At 66.3% G+C, this 13,179-nt stretch carries 16 protein-coding genes; 8 read left to right on the top strand and 8 right to left on the bottom strand.

Annotated elements, in window-relative coordinates; translation table 11 throughout:
- Positions 1–621 (top strand): LysE family translocator, encoded by a 621-nt coding sequence (locus AC1RB9_RS27995; RefSeq protein ID WP_003457889.1) that lies wholly within the window; start codon positions 1–3, stop codon positions 619–621.
- Between the two features lie 6 nt (positions 622–627).
- On the opposite strand, the gene AC1RB9_RS27990 is transcribed toward AC1RB9_RS27995, so the two are convergent.
- The 6 genes from AC1RB9_RS27990 to AC1RB9_RS27965 form a co-directional block, all read right to left on the bottom strand.
- On the bottom strand, positions 628–1,359 hold the full coding sequence (locus AC1RB9_RS27990) for a hypothetical protein (RefSeq protein WP_003096611.1): 732 nt from the start codon (positions 1,357–1,359) through the stop codon (positions 628–630).
- Positions 1,360–1,413: 54 nt separating this feature from the next.
- Positions 1,414–1,794, bottom strand: a complete 381-nt coding sequence (locus AC1RB9_RS27985; protein WP_003096609.1) for a RidA family protein — start codon at positions 1,792–1,794, stop codon at positions 1,414–1,416.
- A 61-nt stretch (positions 1,795–1,855) separates the two neighbouring features.
- Positions 1,856–3,961, bottom strand: a complete 2,106-nt coding sequence (gene spoT / locus AC1RB9_RS27980; protein ID WP_003096603.1) for a bifunctional GTP diphosphokinase/guanosine-3',5'-bis pyrophosphate 3'-pyrophosphohydrolase — start codon at positions 3,959–3,961, stop codon at positions 1,856–1,858.
- A gap of 65 nt (positions 3,962–4,026) precedes the next feature.
- On the bottom strand, positions 4,027–4,293 hold the full coding sequence (gene rpoZ / locus AC1RB9_RS27975) for a DNA-directed RNA polymerase subunit omega (RefSeq protein WP_003096602.1): 267 nt from the start codon (positions 4,291–4,293) through the stop codon (positions 4,027–4,029).
- A gap of 88 nt (positions 4,294–4,381) precedes the next feature.
- On the bottom strand, positions 4,382–4,993 hold the full coding sequence (gmk, locus tag AC1RB9_RS27970) for a guanylate kinase (protein ID WP_003098317.1): 612 nt from the start codon (positions 4,991–4,993) through the stop codon (positions 4,382–4,384).
- A 58-nt stretch (positions 4,994–5,051) separates the two neighbouring features.
- A complete protein-coding gene (locus tag AC1RB9_RS27965; protein ID WP_003096599.1) occupies positions 5,052–5,915 on the bottom strand; it encodes a YicC/YloC family endoribonuclease in 864 nt (287 codons plus the stop codon).
- A gap of 180 nt (positions 5,916–6,095) precedes the next feature.
- Here AC1RB9_RS27965 and rph point away from each other — a divergent pair, with 180 nt between their 5' ends.
- Together rph and AC1RB9_RS27955 are read left to right on the top strand one after the other, a co-directional pair.
- Positions 6,096–6,815, top strand: a complete 720-nt coding sequence (rph, locus tag AC1RB9_RS27960) for a ribonuclease PH (protein ID WP_003096595.1) — start codon at positions 6,096–6,098, stop codon at positions 6,813–6,815.
- Positions 6,816–6,861: 46 nt separating this feature from the next.
- Complete coding sequence (locus AC1RB9_RS27955) at positions 6,862–7,233, top strand: DUF4870 domain-containing protein (RefSeq protein ID WP_003096590.1); 372 nt, start codon at positions 6,862–6,864, stop codon at positions 7,231–7,233.
- 58 nt (positions 7,234–7,291) lie between these two features.
- Here AC1RB9_RS27955 and AC1RB9_RS27950 read toward each other — a convergent pair whose 3' ends face one another.
- The gene (locus tag AC1RB9_RS27950; protein ID WP_003098313.1) at positions 7,292–8,071 is read right to left on the bottom strand and encodes an exodeoxyribonuclease III; all 780 of its coding nucleotides are present in this window, start codon (positions 8,069–8,071) and stop codon (positions 7,292–7,294) included.
- 80 nt (positions 8,072–8,151) lie between these two features.
- Here AC1RB9_RS27950 and pyrE point away from each other — a divergent pair, with 80 nt between their 5' ends.
- Positions 8,152–8,793, top strand: coding sequence for an orotate phosphoribosyltransferase (gene pyrE / locus AC1RB9_RS27945; RefSeq protein WP_003096586.1), 642 nt, complete (start codon positions 8,152–8,154; stop codon positions 8,791–8,793).
- A gap of 20 nt (positions 8,794–8,813) precedes the next feature.
- Entirely contained in the window at positions 8,814–9,431 is a 618-nt protein-coding gene (locus AC1RB9_RS27940; protein ID WP_003121308.1) for a hypothetical protein, read from the top strand.
- Here the strand turns inward: AC1RB9_RS27940 and AC1RB9_RS27935 are convergent.
- The gene (locus AC1RB9_RS27935; protein ID WP_003098308.1) at positions 9,411–9,875 is read right to left on the bottom strand and encodes an acyl-CoA thioesterase; all 465 of its coding nucleotides are present in this window, start codon (positions 9,873–9,875) and stop codon (positions 9,411–9,413) included. The genes AC1RB9_RS27940 and AC1RB9_RS27935 overlap by 21 nt on opposite strands.
- A gap of 173 nt (positions 9,876–10,048) precedes the next feature.
- On the opposite strand from AC1RB9_RS27935, the gene AC1RB9_RS27930 reads away from it, so the two are divergent.
- The 3 genes from AC1RB9_RS27930 to AC1RB9_RS27920 all read left to right on the top strand — a co-directional run bounded on the left by AC1RB9_RS27930 (position 10,049) and on the right by AC1RB9_RS27920 (position 13,135).
- Positions 10,049–10,438: a c-type cytochrome gene (locus tag AC1RB9_RS27930; protein WP_003457882.1), complete on the top strand. Its 390-nt coding sequence runs from the start codon at positions 10,049–10,051 to the stop codon at positions 10,436–10,438.
- A 77-nt stretch (positions 10,439–10,515) separates the two neighbouring features.
- Complete coding sequence (locus AC1RB9_RS27925) at positions 10,516–11,844, top strand: D-arabinono-1,4-lactone oxidase (RefSeq protein WP_003457880.1); 1,329 nt, start codon at positions 10,516–10,518, stop codon at positions 11,842–11,844.
- A gap of 82 nt (positions 11,845–11,926) precedes the next feature.
- On the top strand, positions 11,927–13,135 hold the full coding sequence (locus tag AC1RB9_RS27920) for a DSD1 family PLP-dependent enzyme (protein WP_003146627.1): 1,209 nt from the start codon (positions 11,927–11,929) through the stop codon (positions 13,133–13,135).
- The last annotated feature ends 44 nt before the right edge of the window (positions 13,136–13,179 follow it).

Below are 13,179 nucleotides of genomic sequence, written 5' to 3'. Positions count from 1 at the left end.
ATGTTCGCCGCGTTCGTCCTTGTCGCCAGTACCCATTTCGCTGCCCTGCTGTCGCCGGGGCCGGACTTCTTCCTGTTGGTGCGCGCCGCCCTGCTGCGCGGCCGGCGCCAGGCCGACGGGGTGGCCGCCGGCATCGCCCTGGCCAACCTCCTGAGCATGCTGCTGGTGCTCGGCCTGCTGGCCAGCGTGCCGGACTCGGTGCACAGCGCCTTGCGCTGGCTGCAGGCGCTCGGCGGACTGTACTTCCTCTGGTTGGCGGGCCAGGCGCTGCTTGCGCAGAGGCGACTGGAAATGCCGGCGCAGCGCGACGTCCCGTCCCGCGGCGGCTATCTGCGCGGGCTGCGCGACGGCCTGCTGGCGAGCAGCCTGAATCCCAAGCTGCCGATCTTCTATGCGGGGCTGTTCGGCGTGCTGGCGCGCTTCAGCCTGCCGGGCTGGGCGCTGGCCCTGTGCCTGGCGTGGATGAGCCTGGCGGTGCTGTGCTGGGACATGGCGCTGGTGCGCCTGCTGGACAGGCCGCGCTGGCGCGGCTGGTTGCAACGGCGGGTAGGTGCGCTGGACCGGCTGTGCGGCGTCCTGCTGCTGGCGCTGGGCGGCTGGCTGGTGCTGGCCGCCCTCTGAGAGGCGTCAGCGCTCCAGCAGCCAGACGCGCTTGCCGGGCACGTAGCTGGGCATCTCGTTGGCGCCGGCGGTGTTGACCGCCTCGAACAGTTGCAGCTCGTCGTCGTCGAGGCTGAACAGCAGTTCGCGGCCGCGGTTGCCTTGTTGCAGCCAGATGCTGTCGTTGTCGCCGCTCATCGCCGCGCAATCGCCGGCCAGGCACAACGCGTAGCGTTCGGCGCCGGGCAGACCGCTGACCAGGCCATTGGCCTGGAACTCGACCTTGCCGCCCTGGCCCTGGCCTTCGCGGATCTTCCAGCTGCCCTTCAGATAGCTGCCGTACAAGGCCCGCTCGAAACCGCTGCCGGCAGGGCTGTTGGCCGCGGGTTGCGGGTCGAGACGGCGGAAACGCTGTTCCGGGCCGTTGGCGCTGGCCTGCTGGATCAGCTCCTTGCCGTCCAGTTCGAGGCTCTCCTGGTTGTCGTCGCCATAGAAGGCAACCTTCCAGTGCTCGTCATCGCTCTTGCTCAGGGTCCCTTCGCCCAGTTCGAAGCCGTTGCTGAAGGTGGCTTCGCCTGCCTTGCTGTCGAGCTTCCACTCCAGGTTCGGGCCATAGGCGAGCAGGGCCTCGCGCAGCTTGCCGTCCTTGCTCGCGGCGTCGATGGCGGCCTGGTTGATCCAGGTGCCGGACGGATCGGCCGTGCCGGCGCAGCCGGCCAGCAGGGTGGCGGCTGCGGCGAGGAAAATCACGCGGCGCATCGTGCTACTCCATGCAGAGCGACGGGGCCTTGGGCCCCGTCGCGAACATCCGGCTTATTCGAGGACGACGATGGCGTCCATTTCCACCTGTGCGCCCTTCGGCAGGGCGGCTACGCCGATAGCGGCGCGCGCCGGGTAGGGCTGGGTGAAGTAGCGGCCCATGATCTCGTTGACCTTGGCGAAGTGCGACAGGTCGGTGAGGAAGATGTTCAGCTTGGCGACGTCGTGCAGGTAGCCGCCGGAAGCCTCGATCACCGCCTTGAGGTTCTCGAACACCTGGACGGTCTGCTCCTCGAAGCCCTCCACCAGTTCCATGGTCTTCGGGTCCAGCGGGATCTGCCCGGACACGTAGACGGTATTGCCGGCCTTGATGGCCTGGGAGTAGGTGCCGATGGCGGCCGGGGCGTTGTCGGTGTGGATAACGGTCTTGGTCATGGGAACTCCTTGCTGAAATCGAGTGGGCGCGGGGGCGCCGGATGACACAGGAAAAAGCGGGTCAGCTACGCAGGCGGGTGATCCGGATCACTCCCTTGAGGGCGCGCAGCTTCTTGATGACGCGGGCCAGGTGGACGCGATCGTGCACGCTGACGACCAGCTGGACCACGCTGATGCGACCGTCGCGCTCGTCCATGCTGATCTTCTCGATGTTGCCGTCGGCCGCGTTGACGCTGGTGGCGAGCAGGGCGATCAGGCCACGCTGGTGCTCCAGCTCGACGCGCAGTTCGACATTGAATTCGCCGGTGACATCCTTGGCCCAGCTGAGCTGGATGCATTTTTCCGGGTTGTGGCGTACTTCGCTGATGTTCTTGCAGCTTTCCAGGTGCACCACCATGCCCTTGCCGGCGGACAGGTGGCCGACGATCGGGTCGCCGGGAATCGGCGTGCAGCACTTGGCGTAGCTCAGGACCAGGCCTTCGGTGCCGCGGATCGCCAGCGGACCCTCGGCGCTCGGCGCTTCCTCGCCCTCGCTGGACAGCAGGCGGCGGGCGACCACGTAGGCCATGCGGTTGCCCAGGCCGATCTCTTCCAGCAGGTCCTCGAAGACTTCCATGCGGTACTCGGCGAGCACGGCCTGGATGCGTTCCTGGGGAATCTTCTCGAGGTGGCTGTCGAAGCCGGTGAGGGTCTTGTTCAGCAGGCGCTCGCCGAGGTTGATCGACTCGGAGCGGCGTTGCAGCTTGAGCGCATGGCGGATATGGGTGCGCGCCTTGCCGGTGACCACGAAGCTCAGCCAGGCCGGGTTCGGCCGGGCGCCCGGGGCGGTGACGATTTCCACCGTCTGGCCGCTCTGCAACGGCTCGGAGAGCGGCGCCAGGCGGCGGTTGATGCGGCAGGCGATGCAACTGTTGCCGACGTCGGTGTGCACCGCGTAGGCGAAGTCGACCGCGGTGGAACCCTTGGGCAGTTCCATGATGCGGCCCTTGGGCGTGAACACGTAGACCTCGTCCGGGAACAGGTCGATCTTCACGTTCTCGATGAATTCCAGCGAGTTGCCGGCGCGCTGCTGCAGTTCCAGCACGCCCTTCACCCATTGCCGGGCGCGGGCATGGGTGCCCTTGGGCGTCTCGTCGTTGGACTTGTACAGCCAGTGCGCGGCGATCCCGTGGTTGGCCATCTCCTCCATCTCGCGGGTACGGATCTGGATCTCGATGGGCACCCCGTGCATGCCGAACAGGGTGGTATGCAGCGACTGGTAGCCGTTGGCCTTGGGAATCGCGATGTAGTCCTTGAAGCGTCCGGGGAACGGCTTGTACAGGCTGTGCACGGCGCCCAGTACGCGATAGCAGGTATCGACCTTGTCGACGATGATGCGGAAGGCGTAGACGTCCATGATCTCGTTGAACGCCTTACGCTTGCCGCGCATCTTCTGGTAGATGCTGTAGAGATGCTTCTCGCGGCCGATCACCTGGCCTTCCATGCCTTCGCGGGCGAGGCAGTTGACCAGCGACTCCTGGATCTTGCCGACGATCTCGCGGCGGTTGCCGCGGGCCTTCTTCACCGCCTGGCGGATGCGCTCGGCGCGCATCGGGTGCATGGCCTTGAAACCGAGGTCCTCGAACTCCACGCGCATGGTGTGCATGCCCAGGCGGTTGGCGATGGGCGCGTAGATTTCCAGGGTTTCCTTGGCGATGCGCCGGCGCTTCTCGCCGGACAGCACCTCGAGGGTGCGCATGTTGTGCAGGCGGTCGGCCAGCTTGACCAGGATCACGCGGATATCGCGGGCCATGGCCATGGCCATCTTCTGGAAGTTCTCGGCCTGGGCCTCGGCCTTGGTCTCGAAGTTCATCTGGGTCAGCTTGCTGACCCCGTCGACCAGTTCCGAAACCGTCTCGCCGAACTGCGCGGTGAGCGCTTCCTTGGCGATGCCGGTGTCCTCGATCACGTCGTGCAGCATCGCGGCCATCAGGCTCTGATGGTCCATGTGCATGTCGGCGAGGATGTTGGAGACCGCCAGCGGGTGGGTCACGTACGGCTCGCCGCTGCGGCGGCGTTGCCCGTCGTGGGCCTGCTCGGCGTAGTAGTAGGCGCGGCGGACCAGGTTGACCTGGTCCGGTCCGAGGTAGCTCGACAGTCTGTCGGCGAAGGCGTCTATGCCCGGCAAGGGTTCACCCCCTGCCCGTAGGCGGGTTGCGGCGCTCGCAGGCGACGTCGAGCCGAGGCCATGGCTTACAGGGCCTCGGTGTTGGCCTCGTCGTCGAACGCTGCGAACAGCGGTTCGTCCTCGACGATGTCTTCCTGCTGGACGACGTTCTCATCGACCAGGCCGGAAGCGATCTCGCGCAGGGCGACGACGGTCGGCTTGTCGTTTTCCCAGGCCACTTTCGGCTCCTTGCCGCCGGTAGCCAGCTGACGGGCGCGCTTGGTGGCGAGCATGACCAGCTCGAAACGGTTATCGACGTTGTCCAGGCAGTCTTCAACGGTGACGCGGGCCATGGTGTTCCTCGTAACGAAAAGTGAGCCCGACGTTTGCCGGGCGGACTGAATAGTCTAAAAAATCGCCAATCTTTATGGAAGAGCCGATTTAGGCGAGCAGACGACCGAGCAGTTCGGCGTGGCGTTGCTGCTGGGCGTCCTGGCGCAACTGGCGGGCGCGGAAGATCGCCTTGAGGTCGTCCAGGGCGTGGGCGAAATCGTCGTTGATCACCAGGTGATCGTACTCCACGTAGTGGCTCATTTCGCTGACGGCTTCGCGCATGCGCCGCTCGATCACCTCGTCGCTGTCCTGGCCGCGGTTGGTCAGGCGCTGGCGCAGGGCTTCCTGGCTCGGCGGGAGGATGAAGATCGATTGGGCCTCGGGCATCAGCCGGCGCACCTGCTGGGCGCCCTGCCAGTCGATCTCGAGGATCAGGTCGAGGCCTTCGGCGAGGGTTTTCTCGACCCAGCGCTGCGAGGTGCCGTAGAGGTTGCCGAAGACTTCGGCATGCTCGAGGAACTCGTTGCGCTCGAGCATGGCGAGGAATTCCTCGCGGCTGGTGAAGTGGTAGTTGACCCCGTCCACCTCGCCCGGACGCATGCCGCGGGTGGTATGGGAGACGGACACGCGGACCTCGGGGGCGGCGTCGAGCAGGGCCTTCACCAGGCTGGTCTTGCCGGCGCCGGAGGGAGCGGAAACGATGTACAGGGTGCCGGACATGAGGTGTTCCTGGTGCTTCGTACGGGTTGGAAAGAGATCGGGCGGAGGCGCCCGCGGGTCATTCGATGTTCTGGACCTGCTCGCGCATCTGCTCGATCAGGACCTTGAGGTTGACCGCCGCCTGGGTCGAGCGCGGGTCGAACGCCTTGGAGCCTAGAGTGTTGGCTTCCCGGTTGAGTTCCTGCATCAGGAAGTCCAGGCGCCGACCGGCGGCGCCGCCGGCCTTGAGGACCCGGCGGACCTCGCCGACGTGGGTGGCGAGGCGGTCCAGCTCCTCGGCGACATCGCTCTTCTGCGCCAGCAGGACCAGTTCCTGCTCCAGGCGCTGCGGATCGAGTTCGGCCTTGAGTTCGGCGAAGCGGTCGAGGATCTTCTGCCGCTGGTTGGCCAGCATGGTCGGCACCAGTTCGCGCAGGTTGCCGACTTCCACCAGCATCGCGTCGAGCCGATCGTTGAGCAGCTTCGCCAGCTCCTGGCCTTCGCGCGAGCGGCCGGCCTTGAGTTGCTCCAGGGCCTGGCCGAAGGCTTCCAGGGCGGCGGCGTTGAGTGCCTGCGGATCGGCCGAGTCGGCCACCAGTACGCCGGGCCAGGCCAGCACGGCGAGCGGATCGAGCGGCGCCGGCTGGCGGATCAGGGCGGCTACGCCTTCGGCGGCGGCGACCAGTTGGCGGGCGCGCTCCTGGTCGACCTGCAGGCTCTTGCCGGCGGTTTCCTCGGCGAAGCGCAGGGTGCATTCCACCTTGCCACGCGACAGGCCCTGGCGCAGCGCCTCGCGCACCGCGCCTTCGAGGTCGCGGAAGGCGTCGGGCAGGCGCAGGTGGGGCTCCAGGTAACGGTGGTTGACCGAGCGCAGCTCCCAGCTCAGGGTGCCGTGGGTACCGGCCTGCTCGACGCGGGCGAAGGCGGTCATGCTGTGCACCATGGGTCTACCTCGATAGTCGTGTGGGGAGTGCGTTCGGCGCCGGACGCGCGCGGCTGCCGTGATTCGAGCCGGGCATTGTAACCCACGTCCGGCGGGGCCCGCACGCCGACGGTGGTTGAGAGCCCGGGCTGGCCTCTATAATGGCGGCCAATTCCGCTTTCTCAGTACAGGATATCCACGATGAATCGTCCCAGTGGCCGTGCCGCCGACCAGCTGCGCCCGATCCGCATCACCCGCCATTACACCAAGCACGCAGAAGGTTCGGTGCTGGTCGAGTTCGGCGATACCAAGGTGATCTGCACCGTCAGCGCCGAGTCCGGGGTGCCGCGCTTCCTCAAGGGCCAGGGCCAGGGTTGGTTGACCGCCGAGTACGGCATGCTGCCGCGCTCCACCGGCGAGCGTAACCAGCGCGAGGCCAGCCGCGGCAAGCAGGGCGGTCGTACCCTGGAGATCCAGCGCCTGATCGGCCGCTCCCTGCGAGCGGCGCTGGACCTCAGCAAGCTCGGCGAGAACACCCTGTACATCGACTGCGACGTGATCCAGGCCGACGGCGGCACCCGCACCGCCTCGATCACCGGCGCCACCGTGGCGCTGATCGACGCCCTGGCGGTGCTGAAGAAGCGTGGCGCGCTCAAGGGCAATCCGCTGAAGCAAATGGTCGCCGCCGTTTCCGTGGGCATCTACCAGGGCGTGCCGGTCCTCGACCTGGACTACCTGGAGGATTCCGCCGCGGAAACCGACCTGAACGTAGTGATGACCGATGCCGGCGGCTTCATCGAGGTGCAGGGAACTGCCGAAGGCGCGCCGTTCCGTCCCGCCGAGCTGAACGCCATGCTCGAACTGGCCCAGCAGGGCATGCAGGAGCTGTTCGAACTTCAGCGCGCCGCGCTGGCCGAATGAGCAGACGCCCGGCACTGCCTGCCGGGCCCCGGAGAAGGAGCGCTACATGAACGATGTATCCGAAGAGGTCGCCGCGACCCCCGGCCAGGAAGCCCGGCAATGGGCGATGTTCTGCCATTTCGCGGCGTTCATCGGCCTGGTGTTTCCCTTCGGCAGCCTGCTCGGGCCGCTGATCGTCTGGCAACTCAAGCGCGAGAGCGATCCGTTCGTCGACGCCCAGGGCAAGGAAGCGCTGAACTTCCAGATCACCGTGGCGCTGGCGATGTTCGTCAGCTTCCTGCTGATGCTGGTGGTGATCGGCTTCTTCCTGCTCGGCCTGGTCTGCCTGGCGGCGCTGGTGTTGACCATCATCGCCGGCATCAAGGCCAACGAAGGCAAGGCCTATCGCTATCCGTTCTGCCTGCGGCTGATCAAGTAGGCCGCACGGGAAATAGAAAAGCCGGCGCATGCGCCGGCTTTTTCGTGTCTGACAGGGCTCAGATGCTCAACTGCCAGTCGTAGTCGACGATCAGCGGCGCATGCTGGGAGAAGCGCGGCTGGCGCGGCAGCTTGGCGTTGCGCACGAAGCGGCGCAGGCCGGGGGTCAGCACCTGGTAGTCGAAGCGCCAGCCGAGGTTGAGCATCTCGGCCTGTTCGCTGTCCGGCCACCAACTGAACTGGTCGCCTTCGCGGCTGACTTCGCGCAGGGCGTCGGCATAGCCGAGGTTGCCGAACACTTCGTCCAGCCAGGCCCGTTCGGGCGCGAGGAAGCCCGGCATCTGCTGACATTCGCGCCAGTTCTTCACATCCATCTTCTGATGGGCGACGTACAGCGAGCCGCAGTAGATGTATTCGCGGCGCTTGCGACGCTGCTTGCTCAAGTAATGGGTGAAGTCGTCCATGAACTTGAATTTCTGGTTCAAGCTCTCGTCTCCGCTCTGCCCGGAAGGCAGCAGCAGGGTGGCGATACTCACCTTGTCGAAGTCGGCTTGCAGGTAGCGCCCGTAACGATCGGCCGTTTCGAAACCTAAGCCGCTGATCACAGCTTTGGGCTGCAAACGGCTGTAGAGTGCGACACCGCCCTGTTCGGGTAGCTCGGCATCGCAGGCATAAAGGAAGTAGCCGTCCAGTTGGAAGGACGGGTCATCCAGATCGAAGGCGGAGGCTCGGGTGTCCTGCAAGCAGATCACGTCGGCATTCTGTGCTTGCAGCCAACTGAGCAAACCGCGCTCGGCCGCAGCCTGAATACCATTCACGTTCACACTGATGATCCGCATAAATGGCCCCCAAAATCACGTGCGTGTATGATACCCGAGCTCAAACGGTTTAGCTAAATTCATGCGGCTTGGTGTCATTCATGCAGGCGTATCAGCGCGATTTCATTCGTTTCGCCATCGAGCGCGGGGTTCTGCGCTTCGGTGAGTTCACCCTCAAGTCCGGGCGCACCAGCCCCTATTTCTTCAATGCCGGCCTGTTCGACAGCGGCCTGGCGCTGGCCCGCCTGGGACGCTTCTACGCCGAGGCGGTGATCGACAGCGGAATCGACTTCGACGTCCTGTTCGGCCCGGCCTACAAGGGCATTCCCCTGGCCGCCACCACCGCGGTGGCCCTCGCCGAGCAGCACCAACGCGACCTGCCCTGGTGCTTCAACCGCAAGGAAGCCAAGGACCACGGCGAAGGCGGCACGCTGGTCGGCGCGCCGCTGAGCGGCCGGGTGCTGATCATCGACGACGTGATCACCGCCGGCACCGCGATCCGCGAAGTGATGCAGATCATCGACGCCCAGGGCGCCAGGGCGGCGGGCGTGCTGATCGCGCTGAACCGCCAGGAGCGCGGCAAGGGCGAGCTGTCGGCGATCCAGGAGGTCGAGCGCGACTTCGGCATGCCGGTGGTGAGCATCGTTTCCCTGGAGCAGGTGCTGGAATATCTTGCCGAAGATGCTGAACTGAAGAAGCATCTGCCGGCGGTAGAGGCCTATCGCGCCCAATACGGTATCTGAACCTTTCACAAGGGACTGGCATGGTCGGACAGGATGTAATGCGTTGCCTGATGGCCCTGGGGCTGGTGCTCCAGGGGATTTCCTTCGGCGCCCAGGCGGCGCCGGGCGGAGCGGTGGAGCTGTACCGCTACGTCAACGACAAGGGCGTGGTGGTGCTCGACCGCCAGGGTGTGCCGCCGCAGTACATCGGCAAGGGCTACCAGGTCCTCAACGACCAGGGCCGGGTTATCCGCACCGTACCGCCGGCGCCGACCGCCGAGGAACTGCGGCAGCGCAAGGCGGCCCAAGCCCAGGCCAGCTCCGATGCGCAGCTGCTGCGCCTGTATTCCAGCCTCGAGGACGTCGACCGCGCTCGCGAACGGCGCCTGGCGGAACTGGACGGGCTGAGCAGCGTAGCGCGCGGCAACCTGCAGTCGCTCAAGCTGCAACAGGCCAACCTGCAAGGCCAGGCGGCCAACCAGGAGCGTGCCGGACGTCCGGTGGCGCAGGCGCTGGTGGACCAGTTGGACGATCTCAAGCAGGAGGAAAAGCGCCTGCAGGGCGAGATCGGGCGTTTCCAGAAGGCCCGCGAAGACGCGGAAAGAACCTATGCCGCCGACCGCGCGCGGCTCTCCCAGCTACTCGGCGTGAGTCCCTGATTCCACTGGCGACTGTCGCTCGAACGCCCTGATCTTCTCGCGCAGCCAGTCCGGCAGGGGCTGGCTCTGTCGCTCGTTCGCATCCGCATAGACGTAGACCAGCTCGCCGACGGTGAGCAACTGCTCGTCGCGCCAGATGCCCAGCTCGAAAACCAGGCTGCTGCGCCCCAGCCGCGCCACGCGGGTGCCGATGTCCAGCCAGTCGTCGAAATGCGCCGGGGCGCGGTATTCCAGGGTGCTCTTCACCGCGAACAGGTCGCCTCCGCCGCGCAGCAGGTCGGCCGGGTAGGACATGCCGAGCTGGCGGTAGTACTCGGTGGTGGCGACGTCGAGATAGGTCAGGTAGTTGCCGTTGAAGACGATGCCCTGCGGATCGACCTCCGCCCAGCGAACCCGCAGGGAATGGAAGAAGGTGTAGTTCTGGCGCTGTGCTGCGCTGCTCATGCCGGCTCCTCGACGCTGCTGCAGACATCGACTCTAGACCGCCATCGCGCGGTGCGAAAGGGCTGGCCGCAGAACCCCCCGTCGCTGGCCCGCATTGCCCTCATCCTCGGGGCGTCGCGGCCTTAGTGTTGTTCGACGAGAACGCACGCCGTGCGCAACGAGAGAGGAACACCATGTCGTCCACGCTCCGCCCCGGACCGGACAACTCGCGCCTTTGCCGCCCGGGGTTGCTGCTTGCCCTGGGCCTGATGCTGGTGGCCTGCGGAGAATCCACGGAGCCACCGGCGCGGGCCGCCGATTCCCAGCATGTCCCTGCGGACCCTGCGTTGGCGCAGGTGTATTCCGCCAGTTGCAAGCTCTGTCACGCCAATCCCGCCTCCGGCGCGCCGCTGACCGGCGATGCCGCTGCCTGGGCGCCACGCCTGGCGCAGGGCATCGACACCCTGCTGGACCACAGCATCAACGGCTACAAGGGCATGCCGCCCATGGGCATGTGCATGCAGTGCTCGGAAGAGCAGTTCCGGGCTTTGATCGATTTCATGTCCGCAGCGCAGGACCGATAGGGGATACCGGCATGCCAAGTCATCTGTCGCGACGCCAGCTCCTGCAACGGGCGGGAGCGCTCGGTGCGTTCGCCGCCATGGTGGGAAACCCCGCGCTGGCGGAGTTGCTCCGCGCACCGCGCCTGATTCCCTGGCGCAACTGGTCCGGCGCGCAAAGCTGCCTGCCCCTGGCGCGGGAGGCACCGAAAGACCTCGACGAACTGGTCCGGGTCATCCGCCAGGCGTCCGGCAGGATCCGCCCGGTGGGCTCCGGCCATTCGTTCAGCGCGTTGGTCCCGACCGACGGCACCCTGCTCTCGCTCGCCTACTTCAGCGGCTTGCTCAGCCACGACAGTGCGACCCTCCAGGCCGAGTTCGGCGGCGGCACGCCGATGTCGCAGATGGGCGCTCCGCTCAAGGAGATCGGCCAGGCGCTGGTGAACATGGCCGACATCGATTACCAGACCCTGGCCGGCGCCATCGCTACTTCCACCCATGGCACCGGGGTCGGCTTCGGTTCCTATTCCGCCCAGGTTCGCGGTCTGCAACTGGTCACCGCGAGCGGCGAGGTGCTCGAGTGCGACGCCAAGCGCAACGTGGAGGTGTTCGATGCCGCGCGGGTCTCGCTGGGGGCGCTGGGCGTCGTGACCCGGGTGCGCCTGCAGAACCGCGCGGCCTACCGCCTGCGTGAACGGCAGTGGATCGCCCGGACCGAGGAATTGCTGGAAGACGTGGAGAAGAATACGCGCGAGAACCAGCACTGGGAGATGCTGGTGGTGACCCATTCCGACTACGCCCTGTCGATCGCCCTCAACGAGACCGACGAGCCGAAGACCCCGCCCCTGGACCCGGCGAAGGAAGGCGGCAACGAGTTCGTCGGCCTGATCGAAGGTCTCGACAAGTACCTCAGCGACTTCCCGGAGACCCGCCGCACCCTGCTCAACAGCCTGCGCCATTTCGCCCGCTTCGACGAGCGGGTCGACGATTCCTATGCGGTCTACGCCAACGTGCGCAACGTGCGCTTCAACGAGATGGAGTATTCGGTCCCCGCCGAGCATGGTCCCGCCTGCCTGCGGGAGATCCTCGCGCTGATCCGCGACAAGGACCTGCGCACCTGGTTTCCCATCGAGTACCGCTACGTGAAGGCCGACGACATTCCCCTGAGCATGTTCGAGGGCCGCGACAGTTGTTCCATTTCCGTGCATCAGCACTACAGCATGGACCACCACAACTTCTTCGCCGCGGTGGAACCGATCTTCTGGAAATACGCCGGGCGTCCGCACTGGGGCAAGCTGCATGGCCTCAACGCGCACCAGTTACAGGAACTCTATCCGCGCTGGAAGGCGTTCGCCGAGGTGCGCCAGGCGCTGGATCCTCGCGGGCGTTTCCTCAATGCGCACCTCTCTTCCATCCTGGGCGTGACCTGAAAGGAGCGACGCCGTGAATCGACGCAAGTTCATGTTCGCCGGCCTCGGGGCCGGCGCGCTGCTGGCGGGAACTGCCGCCTGGATGCGTCCCGCCGACCGTGGCGGGCCGTACGACGACTATTTCCGCGCGCTGAACCGCGAACTCAAGGCCAATGGCCCGATGTGCCCGGTGCTGCTCATCGACCTCGATCGCCTGGACCACAACATCGATGTGGTGATGCGTTCGGTCCGCCGCGGCGGCAAGCATCTGCGGCTGGTGGAGAAATCGCTGCCTTCGCCCGGCCTGCTGGCGTACATCGCCAGGCGCGCCGGCACCCGGCGGCTGATGTCCTTCCACCAACCGTTCCTCAACCACGACGCGGTCGCTTTTGCGGATGCCGACATCCTCCTCGGCAAGCCGTTGCCGGTGCGTTCGGCGGAACTGTTCTACCGCGAGCACAAGGGTGCGTTCGACCCGGCGCGGCAGCTGCAATGGCTGATCGATACGCCGCAGCGCTTGCGTCAGTACCTGGCGCTGGCCCAGGGGCTGGGTACCCGGATGCGCGTCAACATCGAACTGGACGTCGGCCTGCATCGCGGCGGGGTGGCCGACCAGGCCGCGCTGGGCGAATTGCTGGCGCTGATCGCGGCGCATCCGCAGTACCTGGAGTTCGCTGGCTTCATGGGCTACGACCCCTTCGTCGGAATGGGGGTGCCGGGCATCCTCGGTTCGCCCGAGGAGCTGTTCGCCAAGGTCATGGCGCTCTACCAGGGACATGTCGACTTCGCCCGCCAGCGCTTCGCCGCGCTGTGGACACCACAGCTGACCCTGAATACCGCCGGCAGCCCCAGCTATCGCATGCACGAGAAGGAAACGCTGAGCAGCGAGGTCTCGGTGGGCACCGCCATGCTCAAGCCGAGCCACTACGACCTGGCGTCCCTGGCCGAGCATGTGCCGGCCGTCTACATCGCCACGCCGGTACTCAAGAGCACCGGCGCGGTGCAGATCCCGGCGCTGGACGGCAAGTCCCGGCTGTTTTCCTGGTGGGACCCCAACCAGCGCGGCACCTTCTTCATCTACGGCGGCAACTGGATGGCCGACTTCGCCTCGCCCGAGGGACTGCGCAGCAACGGCATCTACGGGCGCAGCTCGAACCAGGAAATGGTCAACGGCTCGCCTTCGGTGGGCCTGGAGGTGGACGACCAGGTCTTCCTGCGGCCGACCCAGAGCGAGTCGGTGCTGCTGCAATTCGGCGACCTGCTGGCGCTGCGCGGCGGGCGGATCGTCGAGCGCTGGCCGGTTTACGCCTAGGACGCCTGGCGCTTTTCCTCGTCGATGGCGGCAGCCCGCGGATA

It is taken from the genome of Pseudomonas sp. 20-5 (assembly GCF_056782835.1).
Note: the sequence above shows the minus strand (reverse complement) of the source record. Positions and strands in the feature narration are given on the sequence as shown.